Annotated in this window: 17 protein-coding genes; 4 read left to right on the forward strand and 13 right to left on the reverse strand. The window is 56.1% G+C overall.

Annotated features, from left to right (window positions below; translation table 11 throughout):
- Window positions 1–46 precede the first annotated feature (46 nt).
- Together ACTNDJ_RS05550 and ACTNDJ_RS05555 are read right to left on the reverse strand one after the other, a co-directional pair.
- Window positions 47–265, reverse strand: coding sequence for a hypothetical protein (locus ACTNDJ_RS05550; RefSeq protein ID WP_427729007.1), 219 nt, complete (start codon window positions 263–265; stop codon window positions 47–49).
- Between the two features lie 20 nt (window positions 266–285).
- The gene (locus tag ACTNDJ_RS05555; RefSeq protein WP_441063294.1) at window positions 286–3,396 is read right to left on the reverse strand and encodes a hypothetical protein; all 3,111 of its coding nucleotides are present in this window, start codon (window positions 3,394–3,396) and stop codon (window positions 286–288) included.
- Window positions 3,397–3,594: 198 nt separating this feature from the next.
- Between ACTNDJ_RS05555 and ACTNDJ_RS05560 the strand changes: the two genes are divergently transcribed.
- A complete protein-coding gene (locus ACTNDJ_RS05560; protein WP_441063293.1) occupies window positions 3,595–4,617 on the forward strand; it encodes a helix-turn-helix transcriptional regulator in 1,023 nt (340 codons plus the stop codon).
- On the forward strand, window positions 4,604–5,521 hold the full coding sequence (locus ACTNDJ_RS05565) for a helix-turn-helix transcriptional regulator (protein ID WP_441063290.1): 918 nt from the start codon (window positions 4,604–4,606) through the stop codon (window positions 5,519–5,521). The genes ACTNDJ_RS05560 and ACTNDJ_RS05565 overlap by 14 nt, the downstream gene beginning before the upstream one ends.
- Here the strand turns inward: ACTNDJ_RS05565 and ACTNDJ_RS05570 are convergent.
- Entirely contained in the window at window positions 5,518–8,412 is a 2,895-nt protein-coding gene (locus ACTNDJ_RS05570) for a helicase C-terminal domain-containing protein (RefSeq protein WP_441063289.1), read from the reverse strand. The two genes, ACTNDJ_RS05565 and ACTNDJ_RS05570, sit on opposite strands and share 4 nt — an antisense overlap.
- Window positions 8,406–9,371, reverse strand: a complete 966-nt coding sequence (locus ACTNDJ_RS05575; RefSeq protein ID WP_427748142.1) for a D-alanine--D-alanine ligase family protein — start codon at window positions 9,369–9,371, stop codon at window positions 8,406–8,408. Before ACTNDJ_RS05575 ends, ACTNDJ_RS05570 begins: the two co-directional genes overlap by 7 nt.
- A gap of 85 nt (window positions 9,372–9,456) precedes the next feature.
- Here ACTNDJ_RS05575 and rlmN point away from each other — a divergent pair, with 85 nt between their 5' ends.
- Window positions 9,457–10,509 carry a 23S rRNA (adenine(2503)-C(2))-methyltransferase RlmN gene (gene rlmN, locus ACTNDJ_RS05580; protein ID WP_441083426.1) on the forward strand — a complete coding sequence of 351 codons (1,053 nt, stop codon included), beginning with the start codon at window positions 9,457–9,459 and terminating at the stop codon, window positions 10,507–10,509.
- Between the two features lie 191 nt (window positions 10,510–10,700).
- Here the strand turns inward: rlmN and ACTNDJ_RS05585 are convergent, their stop codons facing one another.
- From ACTNDJ_RS05585 to rpmH, 9 genes are all read right to left on the reverse strand, one after another.
- Window positions 10,701–10,955: a hypothetical protein gene (locus ACTNDJ_RS05585; RefSeq protein ID WP_441063287.1), complete on the reverse strand. Its 255-nt coding sequence runs from the start codon at window positions 10,953–10,955 to the stop codon at window positions 10,701–10,703.
- Complete coding sequence (locus ACTNDJ_RS05590) at window positions 10,945–11,823, reverse strand: ParB/RepB/Spo0J family partition protein (RefSeq protein ID WP_441083427.1); 879 nt, start codon at window positions 11,821–11,823, stop codon at window positions 10,945–10,947. Before ACTNDJ_RS05590 ends, ACTNDJ_RS05585 begins: the two co-directional genes overlap by 11 nt.
- Before the next feature lie 19 nt (window positions 11,824–11,842).
- On the reverse strand, window positions 11,843–12,643 hold the full coding sequence (locus tag ACTNDJ_RS05595; protein WP_427729019.1) for a ParA family protein: 801 nt from the start codon (window positions 12,641–12,643) through the stop codon (window positions 11,843–11,845).
- A 130-nt stretch (window positions 12,644–12,773) separates the two neighbouring features.
- The gene (gene rsmG / locus ACTNDJ_RS05600; RefSeq protein ID WP_441083428.1) at window positions 12,774–13,511 is read right to left on the reverse strand and encodes a 16S rRNA (guanine(527)-N(7))-methyltransferase RsmG; all 738 of its coding nucleotides are present in this window, start codon (window positions 13,509–13,511) and stop codon (window positions 12,774–12,776) included.
- A 96-nt stretch (window positions 13,512–13,607) separates the two neighbouring features.
- Window positions 13,608–14,177, reverse strand: a complete 570-nt coding sequence (locus ACTNDJ_RS05605) for a Jag family protein (RefSeq protein WP_154516793.1) — start codon at window positions 14,175–14,177, stop codon at window positions 13,608–13,610.
- A gap of 44 nt (window positions 14,178–14,221) precedes the next feature.
- Complete coding sequence (locus tag ACTNDJ_RS05610; RefSeq protein ID WP_441042215.1) at window positions 14,222–14,992, reverse strand: YidC/Oxa1 family membrane protein insertase; 771 nt, start codon at window positions 14,990–14,992, stop codon at window positions 14,222–14,224.
- A gap of 29 nt (window positions 14,993–15,021) precedes the next feature.
- A complete protein-coding gene (gene yidD / locus ACTNDJ_RS05615; RefSeq protein ID WP_154516787.1) occupies window positions 15,022–15,246 on the reverse strand; it encodes a membrane protein insertion efficiency factor YidD in 225 nt (74 codons plus the stop codon).
- The gene (rnpA, locus tag ACTNDJ_RS05620; RefSeq protein WP_154516785.1) at window positions 15,243–15,581 is read right to left on the reverse strand and encodes a ribonuclease P protein component; all 339 of its coding nucleotides are present in this window, start codon (window positions 15,579–15,581) and stop codon (window positions 15,243–15,245) included. The genes yidD and rnpA overlap by 4 nt, the downstream gene beginning before the upstream one ends.
- A 20-nt stretch (window positions 15,582–15,601) precedes the next feature.
- On the reverse strand, window positions 15,602–15,736 hold the full coding sequence (gene rpmH / locus ACTNDJ_RS05625; RefSeq protein ID WP_019127408.1) for a 50S ribosomal protein L34: 135 nt from the start codon (window positions 15,734–15,736) through the stop codon (window positions 15,602–15,604).
- A gap of 366 nt (window positions 15,737–16,102) precedes the next feature.
- On the opposite strand from rpmH, the gene ACTNDJ_RS05630 reads away from it, so the two are divergent.
- On the forward strand, window positions 16,103–17,458 hold the full coding sequence (locus ACTNDJ_RS05630) for an ATP-binding protein (RefSeq protein ID WP_441083429.1): 1,356 nt from the start codon (window positions 16,103–16,105) through the stop codon (window positions 17,456–17,458).
- Window positions 17,459–17,467: the final 9 nt, after the last annotated feature.

The following is a 17,467-nucleotide window of genomic DNA, read 5'->3' on the forward strand; positions in this document are numbered from 1 at the left end:
AGCCGATATGCCGGCTCGCCCGTTATCTGGCGTATGTAACCAAAGGCTATTCCGTAGACGCAGACCCGCCGTCAACAAGTTCCAGATCGCCATCCGAAATGCCGTCGGCACCCAAACTCTGCTCTTGCTCCACCTCTTCGCTCATCGTGGACCTGGGCGTCGACCCCTTAGCGCCCACGATATATGCGGCCCCCAGACCCATAGCGATGGCGATCAAAAACAGAACCACATAGACGGGCCAATGGCGTTTGATGTATGAAAACACGCTAACTCCTTAGAGGTCCGCTACGAACGGCGGATGACCTCGGTGACAACCTCGGACACCGTAGCGATGTTCGTCGGGTTGACGTTGTACGGCAAATCGTCTTCGGTGCGCGCGCAGGCAAGACGCGGGCCATCGACACCGGCAATTGTGAGGGCGCGACGGCTCGCCTCGAGCGCGGCATAGGCATCGGTCTTGGCATAGGGCATCTCAAACGCGCCACAATCAACGTGGAACGACTTGCACACCTTGCTGACCAGATTCATGATGCGGCGATCACCCTTGAGCAACTGCTGCTCGCCTTCGACCGTCACGACCGAAAGCCTACCGGCTCCAATGGACTCAAGATTGATAAAGAACACACCACGCAGCTTATCGCGATGGGCTTCGAGGAACGCCTTCATACCGGCGCCGTCACAATCCGAGGCACCCGTTGCCACAAACCAGATATCGTGACCAAGCAGCTCGTCATCACCCATGGAGGCAACAGCCGAAAGCATGTCCTCGGCAGAAGCGCCGTCAGAAGAGGTGGCACCGCCCTTCCAGCCGTTATCATCGTCCTCAAAGTTATCCCAAGAGCCGATACCGCGGCCAGACTTCTTGGCATCGTAGTCATCCTCGACGCCCAGCCAGTCGCTCATGCTGTTCTGCTCATTCTTCTTTTTGCGTCCGAACAAGCCGCCCAGACCGCGCTTCTGAGGCTTTGCCTCCTTGGCGACGGGAGCCGAGATGGTTTCGATGGGCTGAGCGCCCGAAGAAACGAGCATGGAGGGGGCAACCGGTGCCGACGTGGGCTCGGGCCCCTGAGCCGTCGCGAAAGGATCGTCGGCCTGAGCCGAGGGGTCAGGGAGATCGAAGAGGGATGTGCGGGATGCGACGTTGGCCTGCTGCATCGAGGGCAGCGACGGATCGGGGACCGAGGCAAGCGGCGAAGAAGAAGGTGTGGGCACCGGAGCAGAAGCGGGATCGGGGATATTCATCTGCGGACGCGGTGCGGCCTTTGACGAAATCTGTGCCATGAGCGAATCAACCGTCTCGACCTGCGCCGATGCGGGGTTGGCAACCGTGGAGCCGGGATCGCTCGGGGCAGGCATGGTAAAGATCTGCGTAGAGTACGGCCTGGACTCATCGGCGTTAGAAATCACCGGGGTCTCTTCTTGCTCAACGACGACCGTCGCGTCGGCTTCAATCTCGTCGGCGGTGTTCGTCTCGGCGTCAACGTTCTCAACCTGCTCGGCATCGAAACTCTCAGCCGGCTCGGCTTCGGGCGCCTCGATCTCATCTGCAGCATCCTGGGACTCATCGGAAACAGAAAGGGGATCGGCGATGGCAGTACCCTGCTTCTCGAACGTTATCGTGGCATCGAACTTCGCGGCATCGAGCGTCTCGGTGGCGTCGATTGGCTGCTGGGCCTCAAAGGACGTCGTAGCCTCGGCGACCTCCGTCGCGGCAGGCTGCTCAGCCTCATGCTGTTCAAATTCCCGCGCCGCACGCTCACGCTCGGCCTCGGCAGCCTGCTGGTGGGCAATAGCCTCCTGCTCTGCCACCTCGCGCGCAGCGGCACGCTTTTCCTCAAGGTCGTCGACAAGTTTTTTACCCTTAGCGAGTGCGCCCTTAAAGAAGCTTGAAGCGCTGGCTCCAATCGAAGAGAACGCAGATGCTATATCGGCATGGGGCGTCGCGACCGGTAGATCGGCCGAAAAATCGGTATCGCTCTCATAGGAAACGCGCTGCGGATACTCATCGTAATCGCTGGCGGAATCGTCGTACACATCCTGAACCACCGGAGCGGGTGCAGCGGTGTCCGGCTCGGGTGCAGGGCTGGGCTCGGGTTCCGTCTCGGGCTCGGTATCGACGACGGGCTCGTCGGCGGGCGCGGCGACAGGTTCAACCGAAGCAGGCGCGGGATCGATCGTCGGCTCCTCGCCCTCTTCGTAATCAAGCGTGCACGACTCGGGAAGCATCCCCAAGGCACGAATGGCATCAGAACCAAAGCGAATATTACCGGCAGCATTGCGATACAGCTTGGGCTCGGGCTCGCTCGGCCCAGCGACAGCGGGCGCCCCAATCGACTCGACGACATCCTCATCCGCGACCGGCTCGGCAGCAACCTCGGCTTCGACCTGAGCCTCGGGAGCAATGACACCAATCAGGGTTTCGTCAGCTGAGGCACCCTCAAAGCCATCGATCTGCTCGTCAAAAACTTCGCCCTGCTCGGATTCGGGAGCGATCGGCTGGCCAAACTCGTCCTCGGTGTAGGAGGGCTCTTCATACTCGATCGTGTTACCGTAGTCGTTTTGCTGCTGGGCAGCGGCATACTCAGCCGCCGCGCGCGCCATCTCCTCGGCACGACGCTTTTGCTCACCAAAATAGTCATCAAACGGAATGTCGTTGGGGAACTCGTTTTCGCCCTGGTAAGGGGCAACGTTATCCATGACACCGAGCATCGCGGCTACAGAAGACTTATTGCAGACCGCACCGGACGTATAGGGAAGAACAAAACGGTTGGCAATGATATTGGCCGCGTTGGCGAGCGCCACAAGAGAGGCGAGGATCGCAACGATCCAAAGCAGAACCTTAAGAGCGCCGGGGAGCGGCAGAATGCGCAGAATGGCGACGGCAGCGGGGACAATCGTGGCGACCGGCAGCATCTTGGCGATGAGTGCGCGATACGGCGCATACGGTTCGCGAGCGAGGAGCTCGGCACGCGGAGAATCGTAATGGGCGACAACAACCACCGGACGGTTGCGCGGAGATGCAAGCGGACCTGTGGCCTTGTGATAGGCAATGACATTTTGACTCACGCCCGTCTTGCCCAGGCGAGAAATAACAGGGCGACCGGTACGCTCGAGCACATACAACACGGCACCGACGATGGCCAGCAGAACACCGATTAAGCCGATGCTGCCGCCAATACCCATAAGCAGGGCACCGGCAAAAGACAGAATGCCTGTGACGGCAAATGCCAGCCTGCTGGGTGCAGGAGCGTTAAATTCCTGGACTTCGGGATCAAAGCCATGATTGCGGAAGATCTGGGCGATATCCTCGGCAGCCAAACGCTCTTCTTCGCTGCACGCCGGCGTGATGCCCGTGCCCTGTAGCAGATGATTGATATAGTTCTGGGTGTTCGCCATGTGCGCTCCACATCCATAATCCGACAAATAGGCCCAATGCTTGCACATTAGAACCGTATATAGTCGAAAGTATACCCCGAGCGAACGCAATCGGCCGAAATCTGGGCATCTTAACGCACTGAGCGGACAAGGATATAGCCTAATCTCCATATCGGATTAAAATCATGGCATCAAATAACCTTCCCATGCGAGGATTCTATGACGGTAAGCGATATGACCGCGACAAACAAAACAAATGCGCCAGAACCCGGTTTCGACAAAACCGCCCAGCGTATCCTCAACCTTTTCTTTGTCCTCAACAGTTCCCCCGAGCCCTTAACTACCGAGCAGATCGTGCTGGATTCTGACCTAGGCTACGGATCGGGCAACGTCGACTCGGATAAGCGAAAATTTCGCCGCGACCGCGACAAGCTACTCGAGCGGGGCATTGTGATCAAGGAAGTTCGCGCCGCGGGTGCCCAGGAGACCGAGGAGAGCGCCTGGACAATCGACCGTGAGCATACGTTTGCCGCGGGCGGCTTGATCACCGCAGACGATGCCGACATTCTGCTAAACGCTATCGATCAGACCCTCACCACGGGCTCTTCGGCCTTTGCAACCCCGCTCGCCGACATACGCTCCAAAATTGCCTATCTTACCGGCGAGACGAATACGGCCGAGCACCCCGTTCTTCACTCGCCGACGGTCGATGCGGTATGGAGCGCGTTTGCCGACCGATGCGCGCTGCGTTTTTTGTATCAAAACGGACGGGGTGAGCAACGACAACGCACTGTTTGCGTCTACGGCATGTTCGAGCGTGAAGGAACAGCCTACTTTTGCGGCCTAGATGATGCCACCGGAAAAATCAGAACCTTTCGCTGCGATCGCATCGTTCGTGCGTGGCGCCCATCGCGGGCCTACGCCATTCCCGCAGACTTCAATCTCAACGATTACCTCTTCTTTGAATTCGATTTCTCCGATTGCCAACCCGTCACGGCAACTTTCTCGTTTGCTCCGCAGGCTCAATCCGACATGGTCCACGGCCTCACACGCGGGCGAGGCAGGCTCGAGCACGCCAAAGACGGCTGGACCTGGACCGTTAACGTTCGCGACCTGAATGCGGCGGCGTCATTTTGCATGGAACACAGCGTTGACGGTATGAGGCCCGTAGAGCCCAACGAACTCAAGCAGGCGTGGAACCGCCTCATCGAAAGGACAGTGAGCGCTCATGGCCGTGCGTAAGCTCACCAGCGAACAAAGGCTCTCGCGCTCCATCGACATTATGGAGGCACTCTATGCCGCCGGCGAGGCGGGCATGACGCGAGACGAAATCTGCAGTCGCTTCGATATCTCCGGAGCTTCGCTCGACCAGATCATCGGCATCATCTCGACGCTCGCAGACCGCGAATCGGGCGCGCGCATCATTTGCGAATGCCACGATGAACGTGTGGTTCTCATCGGCGATGCGGGCCGTGTGCTGCCGCTTCGCCTGAGTGCCGCCGAGGGCGCCGTACTCAATCATGAATTGGAGTCACTCGGAATCGAAGAGTGCGCGGCGGCGCGCATCCGGCGCGCACTCCTTCCGGCGGAACTCGGATACAACCAACGCGTTGACGATACCGTCGCCCGCGGATCTTATTGGCAGCAACTCTGCTGTGCAATTCAGGATGGCGTGCGATGCCTCGTCACCTACCGCTCCCTGGACGACCAGCATCCACGCAGGCGATTGATCGACCCCCTAAAGATTACGACCAACGGCGACCAAACGTACCTGATTGCCTGGGATGTCGAGGCAGACGGGCAGCGCTCCTACCGTATGGACAAGATCGAGGAGCTTCTGCTGACGGAAGACTCCGTCGTGCGTCACACGACCGAAACCACGTCCCTGCACGATTCCCTTGCACAGGCAAGCCAGAGCGTTAAGCTCCTGATGCCGCTCGATATGGCAGAACGCGTGAGGTGGGCAGGTATCAGGTCAATTAAAGCCGATGGGGAGGGTACGGCAAGCGTGACCGTTTGCTATAGCTCCGAAAACTGGCTGTTTAGCCAGATTATCGCAGCGGGCGGAGCCATCCGCATCGCAGACGACCCCGCCCTTTCAAAGCGTCTATGTGATGCCGCCGAGGCAATGGCCTTCCGTTCTTAGCGATGGCGTTCGTGCGCTTGGCGCCATAACTGAAGATAGTGGCCGATCTGCGCCGTTTCGATGCGCTGATACGAGCTCGTAGGCAGCGATGTCAGAAATTTCTTTCCGTAACCCTTCGTCACCAGACGCGGGTCGGCCAAAATCAACACGCCGCAATCGGTCGATGAACGAATCAGGCGACCGGCCGCCTGCTTGACCTCGAGAACCGCCTCGGGCAGCGAGTAGCGTACCCAGGCGCGGTCCTCGCGCAGATTGCGCTCGCACGAGAGAGGATCGGTGGGGCTCGAGAATGGCAGCTTGGGGATAATGACGCATCTCAGCGTCTCGCCGCTGGCATCGAAGCCCTCCCAAAATGCTTTGAGAGCAAAGAGCGACGAGGTCGACTCGTTGATAAAGCGATCGCGCAAGCGACGGGGAGACGAATTGCGCTGCTGACAATTGAGTTCCAGGCCGGCACGCGCCAGCTTGGGCTCAACCCGAGCGTACAGGTCTTCCATATCGCGGCGATTGGTGAACAGCGTGAGTACCGACCCGCCCATGGCAAGATGGGCATCGACCAATACGCGCTCGAGCGCGGACAGATAGCCCTCGCGGTCGCGAGGGTCGGGAATGTCCCCCGCCACGACTACGGCCATGTTCGAATCGAAGTCATAGCTCGAATCCAGGTGCAGTGACGAGGATGCCGAAGCGCCAATGCGATCGAGGCCTACGGCATGGTTAAAGTGCTCAAAGCTCTTGGACACCGTCATGGTTGCCGAGGCAAAGATGGCCGTATGCACCTCGGGCAGCCACTCGTTCGCCAGGGCCTCGCCGATGTCGATGCGCTCGGCGGTCATGGATTCTCCGCCCGCACGTAGGCGGCGGTTGACCTGCAGCGAGTACACATAATGCTCGTCGGTGCCGTCAATGATGAGCTTGAGGTTCTCGGCCAGCTCGTGCAGACGGCGCGAAATATCGCCCAGGTCGACGACGACCTCGGGTTTATCGGCAGCGAAAGCCTGCACCAGCGCGGCAACATTTTTATCCGCCTGCTCCAGGGCATCGATAGCAGCGCTGGCAGACTGCAAGAAGTCATGCCAGTCATCCGACTCGCGCAACTCGGGGCCAATCCACAGATTTGCGCTGTCATAGCCACCGCGGGCGCGACGGCCGAGCTCACGCACGCCGTCAAACACCTCGGCGAGTGCCATGCTCGCGCGTGCGACCGTAGACGTCGCCTTCGCGGTGAGCCCCAGATAAAGCGTGGAGCCTTCGGATGTCGCCAAATCACGAGATACCTGGCTCAATGCACCGGAGCTCGACCCGCCAAGGCGCTCAAATAGCACGCGAGATTCGTCTGCCGAGACCACGCGCGCCCACTGGCGGCGCGCCTCGCGCTCGATGGAATGGGCCTCGTCGATTACCCAGTGGCGGATGGGAGGCAAAATTCTCCCTTCGGCCGCAACGTTGCGAAACAGCAGGGAATGATTTGTGACCACGACATCGGCATGCGCCGCGCGACGACGGGCACCGTGGACGAGGCATTTATCGGGGAAGAACGGGCACAGGCGGCGAGCGCATTCGCGTGAGGCCGTCGTAAAGTCGGGACGGTTGACGCTGCGCCAGCGAATGCCGAGCGAATCGAGGTCACCATCGGCAGATTGGCACACATACGCCATGATCACCGCAACCGCTGTGAGCGTGTCGGCAGGATCGCGCTTGGTGGTAATCTCGGCCTGACTTCGGCTCATGCGCTCGAGTTTGCGCAGGCACGGATAGTGGTCATATCCCTTGAGCGCACAGAATGACAAGCCTCCGTCCAGCTGTTCGGCGAGTTTTGGCAGCTCGTGGTACATAAGCTGATCGGCAAGATTATTCGATTTGGTCGCAATGCCAACGGTAATGTTGTTTCGGCGGGCGGCCTCGGCAAAGGGCACGAGATACGCCATCGATTTACCGACGCCCGTACCGGCCTCTATCACGCGATGCGTATCCGTAACCAACGCGTCGCGTACCTCGAGCGCCATGGCAATCTGCTCGTCGCGCGGCTCATAAGTGGGATACATGCGATTGACTAGACCACCGGGGGCATAATCCGCCTCGATCTCTTCGCGGCTCGGCATGTTAAGAACCGGCAGCTCGTCGGCATCCACGCGATCATCGGCGCGATCGGCCTTGAGCACGTCGGCGCGGGCGGCGGCAAGCGAGAAAATCGAGCCGGGGTTTTGACCTGCCAAAAACGAGAAAATGGGACGATAGGACCAAGGAACATCCGCGTGCATATCCGCCAGACGCGCCATAAGGCCCTGCGGCAAGTCCGTAAGGGCAACCAGCAGCACGCGCCACACCCCACACAGGGCATCGACATCGGCATTTGCACGGTGCGACACGGAGTCGCAGCCAAACAGATCGGCCATAAAGGACAACTTGTGCGATGCCAGGCGCGGCAGCGCGATACGGGACAGCGCCAGCGAATCGATCCAGATGTCGCTGACGTTGACACCGCCCTTGACCGATTCGATGAATGATCGGTCAAACGTGGCATTGTGCGCGATAACCGGGCACCCGCCCACAAAATCGGCGAGCGCAGCCACGGCCTCTACAGCCGAGGGGGCATCGGCCACATCGGCGTTTGTGATGCTTGTGAGCTCAGTGATTTCGGCAGGGATCAGCTGCTTGGGATGCACAAACGTGTCAAAGCGGTCAACGACCTCGCGGCCCGAAAGACGGGCCGCGGAAATCTCGATAAGCTCGTTGTCCTGGACCGAAAGACCCGTGGTCTCGGTATCGAGGACGATAACATCCTCCTCGATAAGGCCAAACGATTGTGTGCGGGCACGCTCGGCAAGCGTTGCATAGGAATCAATGACAAACTGCGGCGTTCCAGGAGATACAGCATCCTCGATTAGCATGCAATGCCCGCTCGACGGAGACCCATGCGAATCAGACTGTCACAGACCTGCGGGAAGGTCATGTCTTTGGTATGACGAATCTCGTCCGGATACAGCGACGTATCGGTCATACCGGGAATCGTATTGGTCTCGAGGATGACGGGGCCGTCCTCGCTCACGATAAAATCGCTGCGCGAAATGCCCAGACAGCCGAGGGCTTTGTGAGCCGCACAGGCTAGTTCCTGGGCACGAGCATAGTTTTCGGGCGAAATCTGCGCCGGAATACGGTGGATATCCGTGGGATCGACGTACTTCACATCCAGGTCGTAGAACTCACAGTCCTCAGGCTTGCGAATCTCGACGATCGGCAGGGCGCGCACGTCATCCTCGCCGTAGACTCCTACGGTAATCTCGGTTCCCTCGATGCACTTTTCGACCAGCACCTTATCGCCGTACTCAAAGGCCTTGGCGATGGCGGCAGGCAGCTCAGAGGGCTCGTGTACCAGGGAGATGCCGTAGCTGGAGCCGTTGACGGCGGGCTTTACAAAGCAACGCTCGCCGCAAATCTCAACGATGCGATCGATATCAACCTCGTCGCCCGCCTCAAGCGCCAAACCGGGGGCAATGGGGATGCCTGCCTTGGCATACAGAAGCTTTGAAACCTCTTTATCGGCGCCACACGCGCTGGCGAGCACACCCGACGCCGTATAGGGGATACCCAGCGTCTCCATGGCTCCCTGCATGGCGCCATCCTCGCCGCCGGCGCCGTGCATGGCGATAAACGCCACGTCAAAATCGCCAGTTGCCATAGTCACCATAAAATCATCGGCAGCCGTATCGAGCAGCTCCACCGAAGTGTAGCCAGCCTCCTTTAGGGCCACCACGACGTTCTTTCCCGAATTGAGCGAAATCTCGCGCTCGGCGGAATGGCCGCCCGCCAAGACCGCTACGTGCATGTTCTCTAGGCTTTTACCCGGCATGGGCAGACTCCTCCTCTATGATTTCTGCAGCTGATACCATATTGTAGCGATACCCCCTACGTTTCCCCAAAATCGAAAGGCTTCCATGAATCCCAGGACTAAATCTCAGGACATTCGCGACTTGAGCCAAAACGATATTCGCGAGCTCGTGGCCGAACTCGGCCAGCCCGCTTTCCGCGCGAAGCAGCTCATTGAATGGGTTTTTGAGAAGAACGTTTGTTCGTTTGACGATATGACCAACCTTCCCAAGGCTTTCCGCGAGCAGTTAAAGGAGGCATTTGCCTTCGACACGCCGACCGAGCTCACCAAGCAGGTGTCCAAGGACGGCTCTCGTAAATACCTACTCGAGTACCACGATGGCATTTCTGTCGAGACCGTCGGCATGCCCCGTCGTAACAAGCTCTCTGTCTGCGTATCCACCCAAGCCGGCTGCGGAATGGGCTGTGCTTTTTGCGCTACCGGTCTCAACGGCCTCAGGCGCTCGCTGACCGCCCAGGAAATCGTCGACCAGGTACTTCACGTTTCCAATGACTTTGGCGAGCGCGCGACAAGCGTAGTGTTCATGGGCCAGGGCGAGCCTTTTGCCAAATACGATGAGGTTCTTAAGGCGCTGCGCATCCTTAATGACCCCGACGGTATCGGCATTGGAGCGCGCCATCTCACCGTGTCTACCAGCGGTGTTATTCCTGGCATCCGTAAGTTTGCCGACATTCCCGAGCAGTTCACCCTAGCTGTCTCGCTGCACTCCGCCATCCAGTCCACACGCAATAAGCTCATGCCCGGTGTCAAGAAATACACACTCCTGCGCCTTCACGAGGCACTGCAGCTCTACACCGAGAAGACCGGCCGCCGTCCGACGTACGAATATGCCATGATCGAGGGCGTCAACGACACCAACCCCGAAATGCAGGCGCTCTGCGACTTCTGTGAGGGCACACTGTGCCACGTCAACCTGATTCAGCTCAACGATATTGAGGGCAGCCCGCTCAAGCCGTCACCGATCCATAAGGTAGAAGACCTTCAACGCCGTCTTGAGTCCCGTGGTATCGAGACCACGATCCGCAACTCTCGTGGCAACGATATCGATGCGGCTTGTGGCCAACTCAAGCAGCGTTTCAAAGTTCAGAAGAACGCGTAGGGGAGACCAGCCTAAACGTTTCATGTGAAACATCAGAAAGCCCCGGTTGCTTAATTGCAACCGGGGCTGTTTCATATTCATCGATTATCTGCATCATACGATTGTCCAGCATTTTTTAGGACGAAATTAGGAATCCCTGTTCTAGTGATCAGACAATGGCCACTCAGAATAGGCGATTAATTGTTAGGTACCTAAAAGCCTACATTTTCCCATTGATGATTAACCCAATCTTGGTTGATCTTGGGATTCTTAGTCATCTGGGCCGTACGCATGGCAACGTCCTCGGTCATAACATCCATTTTCTTTTTTGAGGTATCAACGATATCCTGCGCTCCGCGAAGTAAACGGCCACGCAATTCATCATCTGTCGCAATCTTATAACCGGCAAAAGCGCCAACTGCAACAGTAACAGCCAAAGCGACAGCAGTCAGAACTTTATTCCTCATCCTGACCTCCTTGATCACACTGAATGATTTCGCCAAGAATGCGAGAGAGTTCCTCTTCATCCTTAAATTCAATCTCGATCTTGTTCTTGCCGCGCGAGCTCTTTACGCGAACGTTCGTGTTAAACACCTGACGCAGAACGCGCGCCGCCTTCTTAAAAGACTGAGGCGTTGCGGTTCGAGGCGTTTTTGGTGTCTCTCCGGCAGAAAACAACGGAGCAAGATTTTCTGTCGCGCGGACGGACAATCCTTCCGCAACAACCTTCTCAGCTAACTTAATGCGTGCATCTTCGTATGGAACTGCAAGAATTGCACGAGCATGGCCAGCAGTCAGCTTACCTTCAAAGATCATCTGCTGAACAACCTCTGGAAGATCAAGTAGGCGCAGCGAATTGGTGATTGCAGAGCGAGACTTGCTAACAGCCTTCGACAAGGCCTCTTGAGTCATACCACTCGTATCGATGAGCTGTCGATATCCCTTAGCCTCTTCGACGGGATTGAGATCAGAGCGTTGCAGATTTTCAATCAATGCAAGCGCAAGCATCTGTTCATCATCAACATCTTTTATGATGACAGGAACTTCCTCAAGTCCAGCGAGCTTAGAAGCCTGATAACGGCGCTCACCCGCGATAATCTCATAGCCATTACCGTGCTTGCGTACAAGAAGCGGCTGAAGAACACCATGCTCCTGAATCGACTCACTCAACTCTCGTAGCTCGGTCTCATTAAAATGAATTCTGGGTTGGTTGGGGTTTGGAACGATATCTTCGATTGGAAGTTTAGTTTTCGAAGCAGTATTGGATGCGGACGTCGCAGATCCACCGGTCTCATATTCTGCTTCGGATACCAATGCATTGAGTCCGCGACCCAAACCGCCACGCTTCCTAGGACTAGGCACGCTTGATCACCTCTTTGGCAAGGTTCATATACGCCTTTGCACCCTTATTTTGCGGCGCATATGTAATTACCGGCTCACCGAACGATGGTGCTTCTGATATTTTAACCGTACGCGGAATCAAGGTCTTAAATGCCTTATCGCCAAAGTACGACTGCACTTCTTCGACAACCTGATTTGAGAGCGATGTGCGCGAATCATACATCGTCATAAGCACACCATAGGTATCAAGGCTCTTATTTAGGCGTGTTTTGACCATTTTCATCGACTCAAGCAGCTTCGTGACACCTTCGAGTGCGTAATACTCGCACTGAATCGGAATCAGAACACTGTCCGCCGCCGTCAACGCATTAATGGTCAACAAGCCAAGTGAAGGCGGACAGTCGATAAATATGAAGTCAAACTCATCCTTAACAGGCTCAAGCAGATCCTTCAAGCGTGTTTCTCGTGCAATTGCGCTTACAAGCTCAATTTCGGCACCTGCAAGCTGGATAGTAGCCGGAATTACAAATACCTTACTGCAATTTGTATCCAGAACAAGCGATTCTGCCGGAACATCATTCAGCAATGCATCATAGATGCAGTTATCGAGTTCTTCTTTTTCGATTCCAAAGCCGCTCGTGCTATTACCCTGTGGATCAAAATCGACAATCAGCGTCTTTCGACCCTGTTCACCCAGTGCTGCTGCAAGGTTTACTGCTGTGGTGGACTTACCCACACCACCCTTTTGATTGATGATTGCAATGATACGCGTGTCTTTTGCGCTCTTTGAACGCTTAACGTCGCGAAATCCCACGGTCCCTCCTGGTGTATTTTAAGCTGTTAAACGGAGGATGTTTCACGTGAAACATTCCGATTCATCATCTGTTATGTTTCACGTGAAACATAACAAGTAATTACTATCCATTATGTTTCACGTGAAACATCTAGGCAAGCGGATTCTTCTTCGCCATGCCATTAGCACGTGGAAGCGAAATAGCTGCCGGACGAGATTTATTTAGAATGATAAACTCGCGATGACCCAAGCCATTTGGCAAATCTAAATCATCTGTCATAAGTGTGGTGAACCCGCATATGCTAGCGGCGGTTAGACCAGACTGAAGTTCGACGTCTGACGGGTTTCCCTTCGTGATAACAAAGAGACCACTATCTATTAGAAATGGTGAAGCGTACTCGACGAGAACTGGTAACGGTGCAAGTGCACGAGCAGTGACAACAGCAAACTGTTTCTTATGGCTTCGGGCATATTCTTCAAGACGATCATGAACCGCGTAAGCATGCTTGAGACCGAGAGCCTCAACAAATGAGTTGACAGCATCAACCTTCTTGCCAACCGAATCGATATAGGTAGCCTTACGTCCGCAAGCAATTGTCAAAGGGATACCAGGAAACCCAGCACCAGTACCCATGTCTAACAAAGCGCCTTCTGGAGCTATGTCAATATAGGGAAGCAACACAAGCGAATCAAGAATATGAAGAACAGCCGCATCTTCGATATTTAGGATGCGCGTAAGATTGGTGGTCTTATTAGCCTCCAAAACAAGATCAAGATGCTCAATACAGGAGCGTAGGGCATCATGGGAGACCTTCAAAGAATAGTCTTCGCAATACGAAATTAGACGACTAAGCATCTGGCTTGTCTGCTTATCGGTTAGTACAAACAAGACAAACTCCTATCTGACAAAAATCAGTGTATCAAGAACTTTTGACAAAAAAAGGGGACGTGGAAACCACGCCCCCTTAAGATAAGCTCGTTTAGGTTATCGAGCAACAATCACAACATGACGATCGGGGTCAGAACCCTCAGAATGCGTGTCGACGGCGTCGTTGCCGCGAAGAGCAATATGAACAAGACGGCGCTCGTAGGCATTCATGGGAGGAAGTGAAACGCTTTTGTGAGTGCGAACTGCCCGCTCGGCAGCAGACTGAGCCATAGAGGCAACCTTGTCCTGGCGGCGGCTCTTATATCCCTCGACGTCGACGACAACCGGATACCTAAAGCCAAGCTTGCGGCTCACCAACAGCGAGAACATAACCTGAAGGGCATCAAGGGTGCGACCATGACGACCAATTAGGACGGCAAGGTCGGGAGCCGTTACATCAAGAATCAGTTCGCCCTCGTCGCCCTCATACTCATCGATAGGAGAGTTGGCGGCGTCGAAATGCGAAAGGATGGAACGAAGAATAGAAATCGCAACATCGGCAATGGTATCGAGCTCTTCATCCGTAAGCTCTTCACCAGCCTTGTAGCGCTGTGCAATCTCGAGATAATCGCCCGCGGCCTGCGGGGCAACCTCCTCAAGCATATCCTCGACGATCTCTTCAGACATAACGTACTCCAAAAGTTAGGTACCTAAATAAGATTACTATACCGCTACTTCTTCTTGTGCGGGCGCGGCTTCTTCTCGCGACGCGTGACCTCAACCTGCAGCGGGGCGTTCTTAAGACGCTCCTCCTCTTCGGCCTTAGCCTTCTCGATAACCTTCTGCGTCACAAAGATCTGCTGGATGACCTGCCAGGCAGAAGACACGTCGTAGTACAAAAGAACACCAACGGGCAGGCTCCAACCCATCCAGAGCATCATGACGGTCATGACGACAGCCATCATGCGCATGCTCTGGGCTTGCTGACCGGTCTGATTGCGCGACATGTACAGCTGCGGAATCAGGGTCAGGACAGCAAACAGAATCAGGCAAATCAGCGCAGGCAGTGCGACCATAAAGCCATCGGCAAAAGAGGCACTCGGCGTGGTAGTCAGATCGGGCAGAATGTTGAAGAACGAGAAGGTGCCCTCGTTAAAGTACTGCGGCAGGTTGCGCAGAAGTGTAAACAGGGCGATGAGGATAGGCATCTGAATCAGAAGCGGCAGGCAGCCGGACAGCGGATTGAACTTGTTCTCGCTGTAGAACTTCTGCATCTCCTCGGCCTGACGTTGGGGATCGTCGGCGTAGCGCTCCTGGATCTCGAGCATCTTGGGCTGCAGCACCTGCATACGGGCCGTCGACTTGGTCGACTTGAGCATGAGCGGCGTCAGCAGCAGACGGACGATGACCACTAGAATAATGATGGACAGGCCCCAGTCGACCGCAAAGGTCTGGATGAGCTTAAGCAGCTCGAAAAGGATGTTAACGATCCAATCCCACATGTAATTTTTCCTCCGATAGCGAGTGCCCGCTAGGGCACAGGGTCATAACCGCCGACGTGCAGGGGATTGCAGCGAGCGATGCGCCTCACGGCAAGCCAGCAGCCTCTACAAACACCGTATTTCTCGATAGCCTGAACGGCGTAATGAGAACACGTTGGATAATAAATGCAGGCGTCAGGCAATAAGGGCGAAATAACCTGTTGATATATGCGAATAGGAGCGATGGCAACACGTCGCAAAACGTGATTGCTCATCGCTCCTCCCCGGCAACGCCGGCGCGTATCACAAGCGAACGCAATGCCTCGTTCATCTCCTCCGGCGACGAGATCCTCGTCTTGGGGGTCGCGAACAAGATGATGTCATAACCCGCAACGGGAAATCCGCAGCTGCGGGCGGCCTCGCGCATCACACGCTTAGAACGATTGCGCACAACTGCGCAACCGAGTCGTTTAGCACCAACGAAGGCGACCCTTCCAGAGTCGCCTTCGCCAACCGATTCACATATGGTCATTCGAATCAGAGGGTGATTGAAACGACGCCCCTGACTGAACACATGCTCGAAATCTTGCCGAGACTTAATAGTCTTCATGCGAGATGTGTGTATCGCTGCTAGACAGTGAGACGCTTGCGGCCCTTGGCGCGGCGACGGGCGAGCACGGCACGACCACCCTTGGTGGCCATACGGGCACGGAAGCCATGGGTCTTGGCACGCTTACGCTTATTAGGCTGATACGTACGCTTCATCTTAAGTTCCTCCTGCTGCATTTCGAGTGTCCGCGAGGGCGCGGACGCAGATATAGACACGTGAGCTTGAAGATTGTAGGGAAATCAATGTTCAAATGTCAAGAAATCAAAGGTAAAAGGTTGCGCAGTTCACACGGTTCCGCCATAAGCCGGATGTGTTTTTGAGTATGACTCCAACTTTTCACGATATTTCACCGAGTTTTCAACAGGTCATGTTGCCAATGTTGAGAACTTTTCGCCCATTTTCCAAAGTTTTCAACATGTTTTGAAAACTTGTCGAAAGATGAGAAACATTGCGCGGTGAGCTACTATTTATCCGAAACCTTTTGAAAGATTGCGAGCGGCATGTCTGACGACTTTTACACCATGGTCGATTCCGGTGACCCGGCACCCGACAACGAGCACATCAACGGCGTACGCGAAGAGCGCAAAGAGGGCGAGCAGACATCGAAACAGACACCGAAAACCATGTATGCGGCGCGCATCGCCGTCTATGACGACATGCTTTCGACCCCGCGCGTGATCGTCATCGAGCCGCAAGACATCCGCACGTATCTGGAAGAGACGACTAACACCGTCTACCAGTGCATGAAAGAGCAGGGCGGACACATCTCACTCATGGTTATCCGCGAGATTGTCGAAAACTTTATCCACGCCCACTTTGCCGAGCCCATTATCTCGATCCTGGACGGCGGGGAAACTATCCGCTTTGCCGACCAAGGTCCGGGCATCGACGACAAAGAGCGCGCCTTCGACTTTGGCGTCACCAGCGCAAACAGCAAGATGAAGCGGTATATACGCGGCACCGGGGCAGGTTTTCCCATGGTGCAGGAATACCTGGAAAACGCCGGCGGGGCAGTCTCCATCGAAGATAACATGGGCAACGGCACCGTCGTCACGGTGAGCCTCGATCCCAAGCGCGTGCAGGAAATTGAGCGCGCGGGAGGGCGCGGGGCAGCCGTGCGCCCCGAGGCCCAGGGGTCGGAATACCCACTGCCGGGAGCATTTCCACAGCAAGCAATGATGACTCCGCAGCAAACCGTGGCCGCGTCCCCACTACAACGGCCCATGGTTTCGCAGCAGATGCATCAACCCGGCATGCCGCCCATGCAGGACCCCCAGCCCGCGGGACAGACGACAACTCAAGGCTCGGCAGAGTCCATGGTCCCGGCCGATTCGGATGCAGCCGCGATGCAGCAGGTGACGGGCATGCAAGGAGCTCGGCAGATGGGCTTCCAACCGTACCCGCAGGCATATCCGGGACAATATATGCCGCAGCAGGGATACTCCCAGCAATATATGCAGCAGTATCCCCAGGGCTATCAGCAGCCGTATCAGCAGATGCCGCAGCCGTACAATCCCTGGGCCCAGCAGATGCCGCCGCAGCCATACCAACAGTGGCCGCAAAGTTTTCAACAGCCGATGCCAACCATGCAGAGTTCTCAACAACCAGCAGCTCAAATGATGTATCCTAATGCGGCGAATCAATACGCACAGCCGCAACCGGACGTATTTGTGAGCGAGCGCGGCAACGCGGCGCTGGGATATCTGGCTCAAAACCAAGAGTGCGGCGCCACCGACCTGGCGCGAGCATTTGGAAACTCCGCGCCCACGTGGTCACGCACACTCAATGACTTGGCGCAGGCCGGCTTGGTAATCAAACACGGCCAGAAATACCATCTGACCGAACTCGGCAGCGCTCGCATGCGTGCCCAAAGTTAAGGAACGGGA

The sequence above is a fragment of the Collinsella sp. HCP3S3_D1 genome, assembly GCF_052064015.1.
Classification (GTDB): Bacteria; Actinomycetota; Coriobacteriia; order Coriobacteriales; family Coriobacteriaceae; genus Collinsella.